This window comes from Serratia sp. NCCP-200 (genome assembly GCF_059697885.1).
Window position 1 is genome coordinate 157,538 of the sequence record NZ_BAAKUJ010000007.1, and the last position, 17,686, is coordinate 175,223.

The 17,686-nt window shown below is 55.7% G+C and carries 16 protein-coding genes; 7 read left to right on the forward strand and 9 right to left on the reverse strand.

Annotation, left to right across the window (positions count from 1 at the left end; translation table 11 throughout):
- The first annotated feature begins 189 nt into the window (after positions 1 to 189).
- Positions 190 to 1,473: a cytosine deaminase gene (locus AC6HVW_RS20945; RefSeq protein WP_497569653.1), complete on the forward strand. Its 1,284-nt coding sequence runs from the start codon at positions 190 to 192 to the stop codon at positions 1,471 to 1,473.
- 55 nt (positions 1,474 to 1,528) lie between these two features.
- Here AC6HVW_RS20945 and tsgA read toward each other — a convergent pair whose 3' ends face one another.
- The 6 genes from tsgA to AC6HVW_RS20975 all read right to left on the reverse strand — a co-directional run bounded on the left by tsgA (position 1,529) and on the right by AC6HVW_RS20975 (position 7,335).
- A complete protein-coding gene (tsgA, locus tag AC6HVW_RS20950; protein ID WP_071681337.1) occupies positions 1,529 to 2,713 on the reverse strand; it encodes an MFS transporter TsgA in 1,185 nt (394 codons plus the stop codon).
- Positions 2,714 to 2,946: 233 nt separating this feature from the next.
- On the reverse strand, positions 2,947 to 3,927 hold the full coding sequence (locus tag AC6HVW_RS20955) for a LacI family DNA-binding transcriptional regulator (protein WP_071681335.1): 981 nt from the start codon (positions 3,925 to 3,927) through the stop codon (positions 2,947 to 2,949).
- An 89-nt stretch (positions 3,928 to 4,016) separates the two neighbouring features.
- Positions 4,017 to 5,327: a 6-phospho-beta-glucosidase gene (locus AC6HVW_RS20960; RefSeq protein WP_186486505.1), complete on the reverse strand. Its 1,311-nt coding sequence runs from the start codon at positions 5,325 to 5,327 to the stop codon at positions 4,017 to 4,019.
- Positions 5,324 to 5,662: a PTS lactose/cellobiose transporter subunit IIA gene (locus AC6HVW_RS20965; protein WP_037376524.1), complete on the reverse strand. Its 339-nt coding sequence runs from the start codon at positions 5,660 to 5,662 to the stop codon at positions 5,324 to 5,326. Before AC6HVW_RS20965 ends, AC6HVW_RS20960 begins: the two co-directional genes overlap by 4 nt.
- Positions 5,663 to 5,687: 25 nt before the next feature.
- A complete protein-coding gene (locus AC6HVW_RS20970; RefSeq protein ID WP_071681332.1) occupies positions 5,688 to 7,013 on the reverse strand; it encodes a PTS sugar transporter subunit IIC in 1,326 nt (441 codons plus the stop codon).
- Between the two features lie 16 nt (positions 7,014 to 7,029).
- Positions 7,030 to 7,335 (reverse strand): PTS sugar transporter subunit IIB, encoded by a 306-nt coding sequence (locus AC6HVW_RS20975; RefSeq protein ID WP_037376515.1) that lies wholly within the window; start codon positions 7,333 to 7,335, stop codon positions 7,030 to 7,032.
- A gap of 311 nt (positions 7,336 to 7,646) precedes the next feature.
- Between AC6HVW_RS20975 and ppiA the strand changes: the two genes are divergently transcribed.
- The 4 genes from ppiA to AC6HVW_RS20995 all read left to right on the forward strand — a co-directional run bounded on the left by ppiA (position 7,647) and on the right by AC6HVW_RS20995 (position 12,577).
- Positions 7,647 to 8,216: a peptidylprolyl isomerase A gene (gene ppiA, locus AC6HVW_RS20980; protein WP_021181682.1), complete on the forward strand. Its 570-nt coding sequence runs from the start codon at positions 7,647 to 7,649 to the stop codon at positions 8,214 to 8,216.
- A gap of 167 nt (positions 8,217 to 8,383) precedes the next feature.
- Positions 8,384 to 10,069 (forward strand): sensor histidine kinase, encoded by a 1,686-nt coding sequence (locus AC6HVW_RS20985; RefSeq protein ID WP_021807483.1) that lies wholly within the window; start codon positions 8,384 to 8,386, stop codon positions 10,067 to 10,069.
- Positions 10,069 to 10,794 carry a two-component system response regulator BtsR gene (gene btsR / locus AC6HVW_RS20990; protein WP_021181680.1) on the forward strand — a complete coding sequence of 242 codons (726 nt, stop codon included), beginning with the start codon at positions 10,069 to 10,071 and terminating at the stop codon, positions 10,792 to 10,794. The genes AC6HVW_RS20985 and btsR overlap by 1 nt, the downstream gene beginning before the upstream one ends.
- Positions 10,795 to 11,050: 256 nt before the next feature.
- Positions 11,051 to 12,577, forward strand: coding sequence for a helicase HerA-like C-terminal domain-containing protein (locus tag AC6HVW_RS20995; RefSeq protein ID WP_071681330.1), 1,527 nt, complete (start codon positions 11,051 to 11,053; stop codon positions 12,575 to 12,577).
- Positions 12,578 to 12,788: 211 nt separating this feature from the next.
- On the opposite strand, the gene AC6HVW_RS21000 is transcribed toward AC6HVW_RS20995, so the two are convergent.
- Both AC6HVW_RS21000 and AC6HVW_RS21005 read right to left on the reverse strand, forming a co-directional pair.
- A complete protein-coding gene (locus tag AC6HVW_RS21000; RefSeq protein WP_021181678.1) occupies positions 12,789 to 13,112 on the reverse strand; it encodes a helix-turn-helix domain-containing protein in 324 nt (107 codons plus the stop codon).
- Positions 13,096 to 13,455 (reverse strand): type II toxin-antitoxin system RelE/ParE family toxin, encoded by a 360-nt coding sequence (locus AC6HVW_RS21005; protein WP_071681329.1) that lies wholly within the window; start codon positions 13,453 to 13,455, stop codon positions 13,096 to 13,098. Before AC6HVW_RS21005 ends, AC6HVW_RS21000 begins: the two co-directional genes overlap by 17 nt.
- A 216-nt stretch (positions 13,456 to 13,671) precedes the next feature.
- On the opposite strand from AC6HVW_RS21005, the gene AC6HVW_RS21010 reads away from it, so the two are divergent.
- Positions 13,672 to 14,247, forward strand: a complete 576-nt coding sequence (locus tag AC6HVW_RS21010) for an aminodeoxychorismate synthase component II (RefSeq protein WP_021181676.1) — start codon at positions 13,672 to 13,674, stop codon at positions 14,245 to 14,247.
- Between the two features lie 94 nt (positions 14,248 to 14,341).
- A complete protein-coding gene (argD, locus tag AC6HVW_RS21015; protein WP_497569654.1) occupies positions 14,342 to 15,559 on the forward strand; it encodes a bifunctional acetylornithine/succinyldiaminopimelate transaminase in 1,218 nt (405 codons plus the stop codon).
- Between the two features lie 31 nt (positions 15,560 to 15,590).
- Here argD and AC6HVW_RS21020 read toward each other — a convergent pair whose 3' ends face one another.
- Positions 15,591 to 17,666 (reverse strand): YccS/YhfK family putative transporter, encoded by a 2,076-nt coding sequence (locus AC6HVW_RS21020; protein WP_071681325.1) that lies wholly within the window; start codon positions 17,664 to 17,666, stop codon positions 15,591 to 15,593.
- Positions 17,667 to 17,686: the final 20 nt, after the last annotated feature.

Genomic DNA, 17,686 nt, shown 5'->3' on the forward strand with positions numbered 1-17,686 from the left:
GGTATATCTATGATTTTTATCGATATTTGATAAGTTGCGGTTTTTACTCAACTTTAGCTGAATCGAGCCAGTTAATGAAAAAAATACTCATTGGGGAGTAACCAGAGGAAGGAAAGCCAAGCGGCGATTTTGTCAGCTCGTCATTGGCCAGTATGATGAAAGAAATGGTGAGCCGAACAGAGGTAAAAAATGGCGAACAATCCGGTCAAGTTTATCGATAACCTGCGCCTGAGTGGGCATGAGGGGCTATGGCAGTTGGCCATTGAGCAGGGGCGGATCGCGCATATCATTCCACAGCCTGAGGGGCTGGAGTGGCGCAGCGACGTGTTGGATGCCGAAGGCGGGCTGGCGCTGCCGCCGTTTATCGAGCCGCATATCCACCTGGATACCACGCAAACCGCCGGGCAGCCCGCATGGAACCAGTCCGGCACGCTGTTTGAAGGTATTGAGCGCTGGGCGGAGCGCAAAGCACTGCTCACCCATGAGGACGTGAAACAGCGCGCTTGGCAGACGCTGAAATGGCAAATCGCCAACGGCGTGCAGCATGTGCGCACCCATGTCGACGTGTCCGATCCTAAGCTGACCGCGCTGCGCGCCATGCTGGAGGTCAAGCAGGAGGTCGCTCCTTGGATCACGCTGCAGATCGTGGCCTTTCCTCAGGAAGGGATCATGTCGTATCCCAATGGGGAAGCCCTGCTGGAGGAGGCGTTACGGCTCGGGGCGGATGTGGTCGGGGCTATCCCGCATTTTGAGTTCACCCGCGAATACGGCGTGGAATCGCTGCACAAGGCTTTTGCCCTGGCACAGAAATATGATCGGCTGGTGGACGTGCACTGCGACGAGATTGACGACGAGCAGTCCCGCTTTGTGGAGACCGTGGCCGCGCTGGCGTTGAAGCTGGAGATGGGCGCCAAGGTTACCGCTAGCCACACCACCGCGATGCATTCCTACAATGGGGCCTATACCTCAAGGCTGTTCCGGCTGCTGAAAATGTCCGGTATCAACTTCGTGGCCAACCCGTTGGTGAATATTCACCTGCAAGGACGTTTCGATACCTATCCTAAACGGCGTGGCATCACACGGGTGAAGGAGATGCTGGAGGCGGGCATCAACGTCTGCTTTGGTCATGACGACGTGTTTGACCCCTGGTATCCGCTGGGCACCGCCAATATGTTGCAGGTGCTGCATATGGGGCTCCACGTCTGCCAACTGATGGGTTATGGCCAGATCGATGACGGTTTGAATCTGATCACCACCCACAGCGCACGAACTTTGAACCTGACGGATTACGGTTTGCGTGCAGGCAATAGTGCCGATTTGGTGATCTTACCCGCAGACAGCGGTTTTGACGCAGTACGCCGCCAGACGGCGGTACGCTATTCGATCCGAGCTGGTGCGGTCATCGCGGCCACCCAGCCTGCGCAAACCACGCTGTATCTGGAGCAGGAAGAGCAGGTCGACTTCAGGCGTTAGACATAAAAAAAGGGTTCTGCGTTGGCAGAACCCTCATGGGGAAAACGAGCAACAGTTAGTGCGTGGTATGCCCATGGTTGCGGTGCTTGGTCACAAAGCCGAGCAGCAGACACATCACAAACACGGCCAGATACAGGCCGTTGGCCGTAGTCAGTGCGGCATGGACCCCGTTGCTGGCAACGATCGGGCCGGTGACCACGAAGGTCAGCATGGTACCGATGGTGCCGCAGGTCAGGATAAAGTTGACCAGTTTCGGTGAGGAAACCTTGGTTTGCTGCGAACCGAGCGTGATCAGCGTGGTGTAGATCGCGCTGGAGACGAAGCCCAGAGCCATGATGTAGTAGCTCAGGTACTCAGGATTATCGGTGCTGATAAACAGGTACATGGCACCCGTTGCCAGCGCGGCCAGCACGGTGACGATGCGTTGCAGGTCAAAGAAGCGCAGCACGAAGCTGAACACCCACATACCGATCATGTAAGAAGTCCAGAAGTTGCTGACTACCTTGCCCGCCTGATCGATATTCATGCCGAAGGTTTTGGTGGCGTATTCCGGCACCCATTGGATAAAGCCCAACTGGCCAAGGATGTAGCACAGCGCGGCGATAGCCAGGAACAGCACGCCGATGCCCCATTTCTCTTTCACCACCGGCTCGCTGCTTTTCTCCCCTTTGTCACCCAGAACCGGGAACTCGGAACACAGCGTCAGCACGAAGATGGCCAGGTACAGCACTCCAATGCAGGCGTAAACCCAGTACCAGCCAATGCTGCGCGCCAGCAGCATTGCGGCGATGATTGGGAAGATCATCCCGGCCATGCTGAAGAAGGAGTCGGTAAACAGCAGGCGTGAACCACGTTGGCGGCCCGCATACATATGGGTGATCAGGAAGGTACCGATCGACATGGTGATACCGCTGACCACACCGAGCACAAACATGCACAGCGAGAACAGGGTCAGGCTTTTGCCCACCATCAGCCCGGCGATGGCCAGCAGCATCAGGATAAAGCCAAAGATCAGCTGACGTTTCAGCGGAATGATTTCCATCAGCCAGGCATTGAGGAAGATTGAAATCAAAATACCCGCGTTAAGGAAGGTAAAGGTATTGCTCATGCTGGAAACCGGCAGATTGAAATACTCTGCGATGTTTCCCATCACCATCCCTGTGACGATCACTAATGCACCGGTCAGCGCATAAGAGAAGAAGCTGATCCAGGTTAGCCGGATGCGGTTGCTGTCATTCATGTATATAGGCCTGATTATCTTTGTTGTGGTTTATACCCGTGGGCTGTCAGGACGTAACCTGAGATCCCTGGGGTTTAAAGCTGGCATAAGGCCGCAGGTTTTTCCTGCTAAAAACTGGAAAAGATCCCGATCAGGCCACCAGGAGGCGGATCCTAGCATAGACAACGGGAGTTTATGTGACGAGCATCGATTTTTTGATGCAAGAGATGAAAGGTTTTTAGATTTTTATGTGATCAGCTACCGGGTGTGGCGATCGAATCGCGCTGGATGATGGTCGGCTCAAAGCTCACCGGTGCGGTCAGTGGATCTATCAGCAGACGAGCGGCATATTGCGCCATTTCGGTAATAGGGAAATGCACGCTGGTGAGCGCCGGGCGGACAAAAGGCGCTCGTTCGCCACTGTCATAACAGATCAATGAGATATCCTGCGGTACACGCAGATGCCGTTCATTAATCGCCAGCAAGGCACCAATCGCCATTTCTTCGTTGCAGCAGTAGATCGCCGTAGGCAGCGCTTTGCTGCGCAGCAACTGGTCAGCGCACTGGTAGCCGCTTTCCAGGTCATAGACCCCTTCCGGGCAGCCTAGCGGTTGCAGGTTGGCGGCCTGCATCGCATTGAGGAACCCTTGTAACCGCTGTTGGCTGGAGGCTCGTTGGGCTGGGCCACTGATACAGGCAATGCGCCGATGGCCGGCATCGATGAGCTGCTGGGTAGCAAGCTGGCTGGCATAAACGTGATCGAAGGTAACACAGCGATCTTCCAGGCCAGGGACCAGGCGATCCAGCAGCACAAAGGAGCGCTGTTCGGCCGCCAACTGACGCAGTCGATCGTCGCTGAGGCAGCGCACGTGGAGGATCACTCCGTCGCAACGCAGGCTGAACAGGCGTTGGATCGCCAGCAGTTCATTTTCCGCACTGTTGCGGCCTTGGGTTACCAGCAGCTGTTTACCGTTGGACTCGGCTTCGGTTTGGACGAAATCCATCAGGGCACCAAAGAAGCCCCCTCGGTATGAGGTGGTGACCAGGCCCAAGGTATTGCTTTGGCTGGATGCCAACGCCCTAGCCGCGGGGTTGGGGGTATAGCCCAGTTCGGCCACCGCCCGTTTGACCTTCTCGCGGGTGAGCGCTTTGACCTTGTTGTCGCCGTTGACCACGCGTGACACAGTCGCGCGGGATACGCCCGCTATCGCTGCGACATCTTCCAGTGTCACCATTTTACTGCTCCTGATTACGGGCTTATCCCCCCACTTGATCAGATTACAGGAGATAAGTGGGTCCGGCGAGCCGAACCCAATGTTGATGGTTATGCGTTAAACTGCGGCAAATAGGCTTTATTCACCTCCAGCACTTCTTCCAGCAGCGGCTGGGCAATTTGGGCGTTGGCGACCAGAGGATTGGTGACCAGTGCCAGCAGCCCACTGCGGCGATCGCCATGCACGGCGGCCTCTATCGTCAGGCGTTCATAGGCTTTAACCTGCTGGGTCAGCGCATGCATCGAATCCGGCAGTTGGCCAAACGTCAGCGGATGGGCACCCTGAGCATCGACGATACAGTTGGTTTCTATCACAGCATCGTCTGGCAAACCGCGAATAGCGCCACGGTTTGCGGTATTGACCACTAATTGCGTGCCGAGATTATTGTGAATGGCACGGATCAGCTCTAACGCCACTTCGGAATAGAAGGAACCACCACGGAAACTGAGCTGCTCGGGCTTGCTGTCGAGATGTGGGTCTGCATACAGCTCGAACAATTCCTTCTCTACTTTCATCACCTGTTCGGCACGGGTACCGCGTTCGGCTGCGGCGGAAATCTCCTCTGCCAGCATCTCTTTGGTCTGGTAGAAATAGCGGTGATAAGGGCAGGGGATCGCCCCTACGGCGCGCAGGAACTCTGGTGGCCAAGGCTCTTCCTTGATGTTGTTCATGGTCAGCGCGGCACCGTCACACAGCATCTCGAGTACCTTGTCGGTCACGTCCTTGCCGTTTTGCAGCACCTGGTGGACCCACACCATGTGGTTCAACCCGGCAAATTGCAGCTGTACCTCGGCGTAAGGGGCCTGCAGCATATTGGCGATCATGTGATGCATGCTGATCGGCACGTTACACAGGCCGATAATTTTCGCCTTGGTATAACGCGAAACGGCTTCGGTCACGATACCAGCCGGGTTGGTAAAGTTGATGATCCAGGCATCGGGTGCCAGCTGTTCTACCTTGCGGGCGATATTCAGCATCACCGGAATGGTGCGCAGCGCTTTGGCAAAGCCGCCAACGCCGGTAGTTTCCTGGCCGATCAGTTGGTATTTCAGGCCTAGGCGCTCGTCGGCTGCCCTAGCAGGCAACTGACCCACGCGGAACTGGGTGAGAACGAAACTGGCACCGCGAATGGCCTCGTCCAGATCGAAATGCACGCTGACCTTCACCTGCTCAAGGCCGTTACGGGCCAGCATACGCTGGGTTAATGCGGCAATGATCTCGACCTTCTCCCGGCCAGGCTCAACGTCCACCAACGCCAGTTCGGTCACCGGCAACTCTTCAATTCGCAGGATCAGGCCTTCCACCAGCTCCGGCGTGTAGCTGCTGCCGCCGCCAATAATGGCGATTTTTAATGCGCTCATGAGCGGGACTCCAATTGTACCTGACGGCGATAAAGTTCGATCATGTCGTCGGCCAGATCCTGAATGACCATGGCGTTCATCAAGTGATCCTGTGCGTGTACGGTGATCAGGGTGATGGCCAGTTTGCCGCAGCCTTCGTCCATGCCGATCAGTTGGGTCTGAATGCGGTGGGCCTGTTTCACCGCCTGCTTGGATTCGGCCATATGTTCGGCGGAACCGGTGAAATCACCGGCACGGGCCTGTTGCAAAGCCATCAGCGCGCTGCTGCGGGCGCTACCGGCAAATACCAGCAGCTCCATAATGGTGCTTTCAAAATCCTGGCTGACTTCAGCCATCAGTTCAGTCACGTTATCTCTCCTGTTACTGTGCGGTGGCGGCGTTGCTGGCTTCACGTTCAGCCTCGGCCTGCTCGTGTTCTTGCGCCAGTAGTTGTTTTTCATACACCTTGAAGAACGGCAGCCAGATCGCCAGGTCAATCACCATCAGCACCAGCACCAATAAGGCGGCACGGATATCCCAAGAGGCGGAGATCATCGCTCCCAGCGGTGCCGGAGCGGTCCAGGGAGCCATCGCCACCATTTTCTCCACCATATCCCAGTGCAGGGCGAAATAAGCCAGAGTGGCGTTAACCATCGGCACCACAATCAATGGGATAAACAGCGTTGGGTTCATCACCACCGGCGAACCGAACAGCAGCGGTTCATTGATATTGAAAGCCGCCGGGACCACGCTCAGCTTGCCGATGGTGCGTAGATGAATGGAACGGCTACGCAGATAAAGGAAGGCCAACACCAGCGTGGAGCCAGAGCCGCCGATACAGACATAGAAAGACCAGAATGGCGCGGTCAGCGTTTGGGTCATGGCTGCACCGTTGGCGACCAGCGCGGCGTTAGTGGCCAGGTTAGCCATAAAGATCGGGTTCAGCAGGCCGGTCACGATATTGTCGCCGTGAATACCGGCAAACCACAGCAGGTTGGCAATCAGTACTGCCAAAAGGATGGCTGGCAGCGTATCGCCGACGGAAATCAGCGGCTGGAACACCTGCATAATCGCAGCGGGCAGCAGCAGTTGGAATTCGCTCTGCATCAGGAGGCTGACGGGGTAGACCGTCAACAGAATGCCCACCACCGGGTACAGCAGTTCAAACGAACGGGCAATGGCAGGGGGAACCTGCTCCGGCATGCGAATGGTAATGTTGTACTTTTTCAGCAGGCGGATCAGTTCGACCGACCAAATGGCGCAGATCAGGGCGGTGAATACCCCCTGGCCACCCAGAAAATCGAGGGACATCTTGTTGTCGACCTGTGGCGCAGAGGCCAGCAGGAATGCCATCAGTGACAGCAGCGCGGCGGTCAGGGCGTCCATTTTGTAGTGCTTTGCCAGACTGTAGGCGGTACCAATAGAGACAAATACGCTCATCAACCCCATGGTCATAAAGAACGGCATGGTGATGGTGTCCCAGTGCTTCTTGGCGAACCCTAACCAGGCTTGCCCAAAGCTGGAGGTGGTGGTCGCGTCAAACGGCGGGTTGGCGACGATCAGCATGATACTGCCGACGATCAAAAACGGCATAGCGCTGATAAAACCGTCACGAATGGCAATAATATGGCGTTGGCTACCGATCCGGCCAGCCAGTGGCGCGATATGGCTTTCGACCACGCGCATCAGGGAAGCGTATAGGCTCATGGGGTTCTCCGCGGCGTCAGGCGATCAGGCTGAGGGCTTGGTCTAATACCTTGTCACCGCGCAGGGTGCCGTAATCCATCATGTCGATGACGGCAACCGGCAGGCCATGCGGCCCGGCAAGCTGGCTGAAGCGGGCCAGTTCGTACTTTACCTGTGGCCCCAACAGCACCACGCTGGCAGTTGGTAGCTCGGCTTCGAAATCCGCAGCCGGTACCGCCACAATCTCCACGGCCAGTTCGCGCTTTTGCGCTTCGGTTTGCATGCGTTTGACCAGCATGCTGGTGGACATCCCCGCGGCACAGCACAGCACTATCTTTTTCATCATTGCTCTCCAGTATTATTATGGTTATCAGCGCAAATGAGAGCGCTCTCATTTATTTAGCCTAGCTGGATTGCAGAACCAAACCGGGATTTGTGTCGCAAAAACCGATGAAGGGCGAAAATCGGCAAATAATGCGTGATCGGCTTGGCAAAAATCAGTACGGGGATCATACTGTCGACAGGAAAAAACCGGGCGCACTCAGAAACGTCCGGCAATTGAGTAAATATAGGTAAATGGCTGGCGCTGCCGGGCGCAGCTCTTTAGAATCAAAGCGCTTTCCGTTGTTTGTATCTCAAAGAAAGGACCCGTTCATGTTCAAACGTACTTTAGTGACCTTCGTTGCGCTGTGTTCACTGACAGCCATGGCACCCGCCGCATTAGCCGCCGGTGAAACCCACGTCATGCTGACCACCTCGGCAGGGAATATCGAATTGGCGCTCGACAGTCAGAAGGCACCGGTCTCAACCAAGAACTTCATTGACTACGTGAACAGCGGTTACTACAACAACACCGTTTTCCACCGCGTGATCCCTGGTTTCATGGTTCAGGGTGGCGGTTTTACTGCGGATATGCAGCAGAAAACCACCAATGCACCGATCAAAAACGAAGCCGACAACGGCCTGCGTAACCTGCGTGGCACCATTTCCATGGCGCGTACCGCCGATAAAGACAGCGCCACCAGCCAGTTCTTCCTGAACGTGGCAGACAATGCGTTCCTCGATCATGGCCAGCGTGATTTTGGCTACGCGGTATTTGGCAAAATCGTTAAAGGTATGGACGTAGTAGATAAAATCTCCCAGGTACCCACTGGCAACGTCGGTCCTTACCAGAATGTCCCGAGTAAACCTATCGTGATCCTGTCGGCCAAAGTGCTGCCATAAATCACCCAAGCCGGTCTCTAGCTGGGGCCCGGCCTGCTTTTCCCTCCTGAATGTTTGCCTGCATCACTGTTTTTTTCGATCCCACGTGATTTAATTGCCCGCCTAAAACCAGACCGGATACCCGGCACTTTTTTGATCGCCCCCGTTGTTCAGGATGAGCCGTTTTTATGTACGAATTTAACCAGGTGTTACTGCTGTTACAGCAGATGTGCGTGTATCTCGTCATTGCCTATCTGCTGAGCAAGACGCCGCTGTTTATTCCGTTGATGCAGGTGACCATTCGCCTGCCGCACAAGTTGCTGTGCTACGTCATTTTCTCGGTGTTCTGCATTATGGGCACCTATTTTGGCCTGCATATTCAAGACTCCATCGCCAATACCCGCGCTATCGGCGCCGTGTTGGGCGGGCTGCTGGGTGGGCCCTCCGTCGGTTTCCTGGTTGGCCTAACGGGCGGCTTGCATCGTTATACACTGGGGGGCATGACAGACGTCGCCTGTGCGATCTCCACGGTGGCCGAAGGTCTGGTTGGCGGTATTGTGCACAGCATTGCCATGCGGCGCGGGCGTATCGATCTGCTGTTCAACCCGCTGTTTGTCGCCGGGATTGCGTTGGTGGCCGAAGTGCTGCAAATGGCGATTATCCTGATCGTCGCGCGTCCGTTCCCCGAAGCGGTGCTGCTGGTGGAGCACATCGTCCTGCCAATGCTGATCGCCAATACCATCGGTGCCGCCATGTTTATGCAGATCCTGCTTGATCGGCGGGCGATGTTTGAGAAATACACCAGCGCCTTCTCCTCCAAGGCGTTGAAGATTGCCGAACGTACCGAGGGTATTCTGCGCCAGGGGTTTGACCAGGAAAACAGCATGAAGGTGGCGCGGGTGGTCTATCAGGAGCTGGGTATCGGCGCCGTGGCGATCACCGATCGTGACAAGCTGCTGGCCTTTATCGGTATTGGTGACGACCACCATCTGCCGGGCACGCCGATCTCCTCGGTCCACTCCCATCGCGCCATCGATAACAACGAGGTGGTGTATGCCGACGGCAATGAGCTGTCTTACTGCTGCTCCATCAACGGCAATTGCAAACTAGGTTCGACACTGGTGATCCCGCTGCGTGGTGAAAACCAGCGAGTGATTGGCACCATCAAACTGTATGAACCCAAGACCAAGCTGTTTAGCACCATTAACCGCACGCTGGGGGAAGGGATTGCCAGCCTGCTGTCGGCGCAAATCATGGCCGGGCAATATGAGCGCCATAAACAGCTGCTGGCCCAGTCGGAAATCAAACTGCTGCATGCGCAGGTGAACCCGCATTTCCTGTTCAACGCCCTGAATACGCTGGTGGCGGTGATCCGCCGCGATGGCGACCGAGCCTGCGAACTGGTGCAGTATCTGTCGACCTTTTTCCGCAAAAACCTCAAGCGCTCCGACGATGAGGTGAGCCTGGCGGACGAGATCGAACATGTGAACGCCTATCTGCAGATCGAAAAGGCCCGTTTTGCCGATCGACTGGAGATCACCGTTTCGCTGCCGGAAGAGTTGCTGGCAGTGCGTTTACCTGCGTTCTCGCTGCAGCCGATTGTGGAAAATGCCATCAAGCACGGTACTTCCCATCTGTTGGGGATTGGCCGTGTCGATATTGGTGCCCGCCTGGAAGGTGATCACTTGCTGTTGCAGGTGACGGATAACGCCGGGCTGTTCCGTCAGCAGACCGGTGGCAGCGGGTTGGGGATGAACCTGGTCGATCGGCGTATCCGCGTGCGCTATGGTGAAGATTATGGCGTGCAGGTCACCTGCGAACCTGAAGCCTATACTTGCATCACCCTTAACGTTCCCTTGGCGAGGGCTGCTTGATGTTGAACGTACTGATTGTTGATGACGAACCCTTTGCCCGCGATAACCTGCGCCACCTGCTGGAAGAGGAAGAGGGCATTACCATTATTGGTGAATGCGCCAATGCCATTGAGGCCATCAGCCAAATCCACCGCTTGCAACCGGACGTGGTGTTCCTGGACATCCAGATGCCGCGTATCAGCGGATTGGAAATGGTTGGCATGCTCGATCCGAACCGTATGCCCTACATCGTGTTTCTGACGGCCTATGACGAATACGCGGTGCAGGCCTTTGAGCAGCATGCGTTTGATTACCTGCTGAAACCGGCGGAGCCGAATCGGCTGAATAAAACCTTGCAGCGCCTGCATCAGCGCCGTGCTCCGCAGAATATTGCGGCGTTGGATGAAAGCGCGGGCTACCTGAAATACATTCCCTGCACCGGTCACAGCCGGATTTACCTGCTGCGTTTCGACGAGGTGATCGCTATCCGCTCACGCTCGACCGGAGTGTATGTGGTGCGCAATGACGGCATGGAGTGTTTTACCGAACTGACGCTTCGCACGTTGGAAAGCCGCACGCCATTGGTGCGCTGCCACCGGCAATATCTGGTGAACCTTGAGCAGGTCAAAGAGATCCGTTTTGAAGAAAGTGGCACGGCGGAAATGATTATGTCGGTGGGGGAGCCGGTACCGGTCAGCCGCCGCTATCTCAAATCGCTGAAAGAAGAGCTGGGGTTACGCGGATAACGTTAAGCGACTCTGTTTGGCATGGGAGACTCTAATGTGCCACAGATTGACTCCTACGATTGATATCGGCTTGAAGAGTTTGCTGAGGTGACCTCTTTAACTTGCAAAAGAGCAGGGGCTAATAGCTCCCTCTCCCTGTGGGAGAGGGTTGGGGTGAGGGGCCCTTTTGTTTGTCCTTGACGGGTTTACGTCTCGCTTATAGCCTTGATGATATCAGCGGGCGCATTCGCGCCGTACAGGGTTATAGGAACAGAAAATGAGCGAAGCACGGATTATTGCCAAAGCGATGAAAGACGGGAAACCGGCGCAGGAACTGGTCATTTTGCCTGCCCTGGCTAACCGCCACGGGTTGATCACCGGGGCGACCGGTACGGGCAAAACCGTCACCCTGCAAAAGATGGCGGAGCAGTTCTCGCGCATTGGCATTCCGGTATTCCTGGCGGACGTTAAAGGCGATCTGTCGGGCATTGCGGCCGAAGGTGTTCCCTCCGAGAAGTTGCAGGCGCGGTTGGCGGCAATTGGCGTTACCGACTGGCAACCCCAAGCCTGTTCCATGATCCCTTGGGATATTTTTGGTGAAAAGGGTCATCCTATCCGCGCCACCATTTCCGATCTTGGCCCGCTACTGCTTGGCCGCCTGTTGGATCTGAATGAGGTGCAGAGCGGCGTGTTGCAGTTGGTGTTCAAGATCGCCGATGACAACGCCTTACTGTTGCTGGATATGAAAGACCTGCGTGCGATGGTGCAGTACGTCGGGGATAACGCCAAACAGTTCCAAACCCAGTACGGCAACATCTCTTCGGCCTCGGTCGGGGCGATCCAGCGTGGTTTGCTGACGCTGGAACAGCAGGGTGCCAATCAGTTCTTTGGCGAGCCGATGTTGGATATCAACGATCTGATGAGAACCGACGCCAACGGGCACGGCATCATCAACCTGCTGGCGGCGGATAAGCTGATTAACCAGCCGAAGCTGTATGCGGTGTTTTTGCTGTGGCTACTGGCGGAGCTGTTTGAGCATTTGCCGGAAGTGGGCGATCCGGAACAGCCAAAGCTGGTGTTTTTCTTCGACGAAGCCCACCTGCTGTTTAACGATGCGCCACCGGCATTGCTGACCAAAATTGAACAGGTGGTGCGCCTGATCCGTTCCAAAGGCGTGGGCATCTACTTTGTCACCCAGAATCCGTTGGATATCCCGGACAGTGTCCTGGGCCAGCTGGGTAACCGTGTCCAGCACGCGCTACGGGCCTTTACGCCTCGCGATCAAAAAGCGGTGAAGGCAGCGGCCCAAACCATGCGCGCCAATCCAGACTTTGATGCGGAAACGGCAATCACCGAGCTAGGCGTGGGCGAGGCATTAGTTTCCTTCCTGGATGAGAAAGGGCGGCCGAACGTGGTGGAGCGTGCGATGGTGATCGCACCGGAATCGAAAATGGGCATGCTGGGGGCGGAAGGGATGAACAGCGCCATCAATAAATCCCCGCTCTACGGACGCTATGAAGATATGGTAGATCGTGAATCTGCCTATGAAAAACTGGCCGCAGGTGGTTTTGCCACTGTGGGTATGCCACAGCCTGGGCAACCGGCTCAGAAACCGGCCGCAGGGCAGGAAAGCGGCGGTGGCTTGATGGGCGGCTTGAACGAGATCCTGTTTGGTTCCACTGGTCCACGCGGCGGTAAACACGACGGCATCGTACAGACCGCCGCCAAGAGCATGGCGCGCGATTTGGGCCGCCAGATCCTGCGCGGCGTTTTAGGCTCGATCATGGGTGGCCGCAAAAAGTAGGTCTGTGAACTCTAATCTAGGGGCGCTGCATACTGCGTCCGTTTAGCTTTGCCAGCGGTTCCAAACTTGGCAGTCAGAGCAGATTTCGCAGACCGTGTCTGCGAAATGGCTTGCCTAACAAATTTCTCTGATAGCATCTGAGCAATTTCCAGACCAAAACCCTAAAACTGCTCGGGATGCTGGGTGTGAAACTGGATGATTGAGCAAGTCATTAAATCAACACCTTAAGCCCATGTTTCAGGACCACGGTGAGTAACTTCAACGACAGGCCACTGGGGCGTTTGGCACCGCTTTCCCATTTTTGTACTGTAGAAACGCTGGTGTTCAGATAACGGGCAAAGACTGGCTGGCTGACATTGAGCTTTTCCCGCAATGCTTTGATTTCAAGTGGTTGAAGATCTTTGACGCTGCTGATGCAGGCTTGATCGAAGCTACGCATTGTCTCCTGCGGGATGGCGTCGACGCTGAATAACCCAGAAGCTGCACTATGGATGGCTTCAAACGCAGGACTTTTGAATTTACTTTTTGCGGTCATGACAAATCTCCACCAGCTCTTTATTTGTAATCAATGCCATAATCTTTTCATCTGTAAGTACCGCATAGTACTTTGCTAACTCTCGAAATCCAGCAAGTTCACGTTTATCGATGTTGGCCATATCCTGTTTAGCATACAGGAACGTGTAAAACCAATGCACTCCGCCTTTGGCTAATATTATGGCGCGATCACGATTCTCCCTTAGGCGCTTCTTGTATACTCCGCCTCCGAGGTCATCGGCCTTCCCTTCTATCACTGCATCAATAGCCCGGCATAATTCCCTATCTTTGATGCCATGAGATTCGGCCATTTTGGCAAACCATTTGGTTTTAAATACGCGCATTAGGTTGACATCCTGTTACCTTAACTATAGCACTTGGTGCTATATTACTCTCTTTTTTGGCTGATTCAACGTTTTCAAATCAGCAAAACTGGCTGTCTTTATGGATTACTGTTCGAACGTGGCTATAGGTGTAACGGTGAAGGTTAGATAAACTCGGCTATCTAGCTATTTGATACGGGCGACCGTAACGATCCTTCACACTAAGTTCATTTAAACATGCTGCTGCTGATCGATAACTACGACTCTTTTACCTACAACCTCTATCAGTACTTCTGCGAACTGGGTGCAGAAGTGCTGGTGAAGCGTAACGATGAACTGCAACTGGCCGATATTGAGCGGCTGGCACCGCAACATCTGGTGATATCCCCTGGCCCCTGTACGCCGAACGAGGCGGGCATCTCGCTGGCTGCCATTCGCCATTTTGCCGGCAAGTTGCCGATCCTTGGGGTCTGCCTAGGTCATCAGGCGTTGGGCCAGGCGTTTGGCGCCGACGTGGTTCGCGCTCGGGAGGTGATGCACGGCAAAACCTCTGCCATCCGCCATCATAATCTCGGCGTGTTCAAGGGATTGAATAATCCACTGACCGTCACCCGCTACCATTCACTGATCCTGGATGCTGCGACGTTGCCGGAGTGCTTTGAGGTGACCGCCTGGAGCGAACGTGACGGCGAACGGGATGAGATCATGGGGATCCGCCACCGGACGCTGGCGCTGGAGGGTGTGCAGTTCCACCCGGAGAGCATTCTCAGCGAACAGGGGCATCAACTGCTGGGTAATTTCCTTGGAAGTTAGCCGTTAGTGGTTTTTTAAGCTTGCCCTTGGTTGGTTTTTTATGCATATTTTGTGATTATATTTTCACTTGATAGTTAGCCGCCTGGAGCCAGTAATGACCGAAAAAACCGCAGTTACCCGCAGCACCTTTGATCAGGTTATCCTGCCTGTTTATGCACCCGCCCAGTTTGTGCCGGTGAAGGGCAAGGGGAGCCGCGTATGGGATCAGCAGGGGAAAGAGTATATCGACTTCTCTGGTGGCATCGCGGTGACTGCGTTGGGGCACTGCCATCCGGCACTGGTTGAGGCTCTAAAGCAGCAGGGCGAAACCCTGTGGCATACCAGCAACGTGTTCACCAATGAGCCCGCACTGCGCCTGGCCAGTAAATTGATCGCTGCCACCTTCGCCGACCGGGTGTTTTTCGCCAACTCAGGTGCGGAGGCTAACGAAGCGGCGTTCAAGCTCGCTCGTCATTACGCCATCACCCGTCATAGCCCGTATAAAACCAAGATTATCGCGTTTAATAACGCTTTCCATGGCCGTACGCTGTTCACCGTTTCCGTGGGCGGGCAGCCAAAATATTCCGACGGCTTTGGGCCGAAACCGGCCGATATCGTGCATGTACCTTTCAACGATCTGGCCGCGGTGAAAGCGGTGATGGACGATCACACCTGTGCGGTAGTGATGGAGCCTATTCAGGGTGAAGGGGGAATTACCGCAGCCGATCCTGTCTTCCTCAAGGGCGTACGTGAACTTTGCGACCAACATCAGGCGCTGCTGGTGTTTGATGAAGTGCAAAGCGGTATGGGCCGTAGCGGCAAGCTGTTTACCTATATGCATTACGGCATTACGCCAGACATCCTCACCACCGCTAAAGCGCTGGGCGGCGGTTTCCCGGTGAGCGCGATGCTGACCACCCAAGAGATCGCCTCGGTGATGCAGGTTGGCAACCACGGCACCACCTACGGCGGCAACCCACTGGCCTGTGCAGTGGCAGAGGCAGCGTTGGACGTGATCAATACGCCAGAGGTGCTAAGCGGGATTGAGCAGCGTCGTGGGCTGTTTGTTCAGGCTTTGCAGGAGATCGGTAAGAAATACGATGTGTTCAGCGATATTCGTGGCATGGGGCTGTTGATTGGCGCGGAACTGAAGGCGGGCTATCACGGTAAAGCGCGTGATTTCCTCACTGCCGCTGCTGCACGTGGTTTGATGATCCTCAATGCCGGGCCAAATGTGATCCGTTTTGCCCCTTCGTTGGTGGTTGAGCTGAAAGATATCGACGAAGGCATGGCGCTGTTCGAATTGGCCGTACAGGATGTGATTAACGGCTGATCAAGTCTGCGGGGCTGCGGTCCCGCTAACCTCAGCTTTCCCGCAGTTTGCGCTTCAGCCAGATCCCATGATGTGGGCGCTGGCGCCATGCCAATGACGAAATGGTATGCATCACGGTCAGGTGAGAAAGGATCCGCCGCAGATGGCGTTCCATCTCGGTAACCGGCATGTCCGGGTGCAGATCTGGCGGCTGCATGATGCTGTTGCTGGTACTCGGGCCGTCATATTCCAACCGCTGCTGACAACTCTGCAAGGCGATCTCACAGGTTTGCAGATACTCCTGCGCCAGCTTTGGCGTCAGCATATAGTGCTCGCGCGCCAGAATGGTCATCGCATTCAGGTGTTCAACAATAAACTGGTTATGGGTGATCCACAGCCGCATATCAGCCAGATAATTCGATTCGAACCCCGGTTCCTGCATCGCCTGATTGAGCGAGGTAAACAGGGCGTTATGTGCCTGATTGACCTGCATGCGCGTGTAGGCCAGTTCGCTGGGGTCGGGTTCCTGTTCTTCCAGCAAGAGTCGCAGTGCCGTCTGATCGTGCTCCAGAGCCTGATGGGCGTTTTTCCGCAGCAGGCCACTCTGCCACTGCGGCCATAGCCAGATCGTGCCGCCAAACACCAGTACGCAGCCGATAAGGGTATCGATCAGGCGGGGGACCAGGAAATGGGTACCGTTCAGCGCCAGGAGCTGCAAGGTGTAGACGGCGGTCACGGTGAAGCCCATCACCGCCAGCCCATAGTTTTTTCGCAGGATCAGATAGGCCGCCAGGGTGATGGCCAACATGATACTCAGCGTCACGCTTTCGGGCATCTGTAGTTGCAACAGCCCAGCGGCAATCACCAGCCCGGCCAACGTGCCGAGGGCACGGTGCTGGATCCTCACCCGCGTGGCGTTATAGCCGTTTTGGCTGACCAGCATGATGGTCAGCAAGATCCAATAGGGTTTTGGCAGGTTGAACAGCATGCCCAGGCTGCTGCCGGCCGCCAGAATGACCCCCAGCCTGGCGGCGTTGCGCAGGGCGTTGGATTTAAACGACAGATAGCTCACCACCGCAGGCCAGAAAGGCAGGCGTGACTGATTGGCCATCAGATTGCGGCGGTACAGTGGGTGCTGAGTGCGTAGCAGGCGCGCGATGCGGCTGAAGTGGTAATAGCAGAACTGGCCAACCGGGTTATCGGCGTGCTGTGAGGCCACTTTTTCCAGCGCTGCCAGCTCATTCTTCATGCTGAAACGCGCAGAGTGCCGATGATAGAGAATATCGTCGGCCATCACCCGCAGGCGCGTGGCGATCACTTGGGCGTTGCGGCGGATAATCGCTTCGGCCTGGCTTTGCTCCACCAGCTTTTGCACTTCTTCCGGCAGATGCAGGCTGACGGTGATGTGCTCTTGCAAATCGAGCGCCACCTGAAACGTACGCCGCAGGCGCTTTTGCTCTAGGTTATTGGCATGGGGCAGGAAATTAAGCTGTTGGTATAGCAGACTGATCAGGTCCATCACTTTCTGCTGGCGTTGCAACAGCGGCGGCAGGGCAGTTTCAGGATCGGTGTGCTGCGTCAGTAATGAGTATTTGGCTTCAAAATAGTCGGCCAACTGCATATACAGCTGGCTTAGGGATTCGCGCATCGGCTGCTCTTTCCACAGCTTGAACCAGGCCCAGGTAAACAGCCCGTACCAGGCGGTGCCGACGATATACAGCAAAGGGGCATGCCAGATTGGCACGGTGCCTACCATGCTGAGGGAAAAGATGGCGGCGACCAATGCGGCTGGTAGCAGGCGTGCGTGCAGCGGGCTGATCTCACCGCTGACGCCGAGCAACAGCGCCATTGCCAGCATCAGCAAGGGTAACGGCAGATCCCACAGCAGGGCTTGTTGCAGCAGAAGGCTGCTGAGTGCGAACAGGGAGCCGCCTACGACCAGGCGTTTGAAAAAGCGTTTGTGTGGCGTATCCAGCCCGGCAATGTTGCAGCAGGCGGGCACCAACGAGAACAGCATGCCGAGTTGCAGGTTGCCAATCAGTAAACCAAACGCCACCGGCAGGCACAACACCAGCGTTTGCCGCAGTGCGTAGTTGACTTCCGGGTGGTAGATCAGGCGGCGCCACATGGTTGGCTATTCAGCAGGTA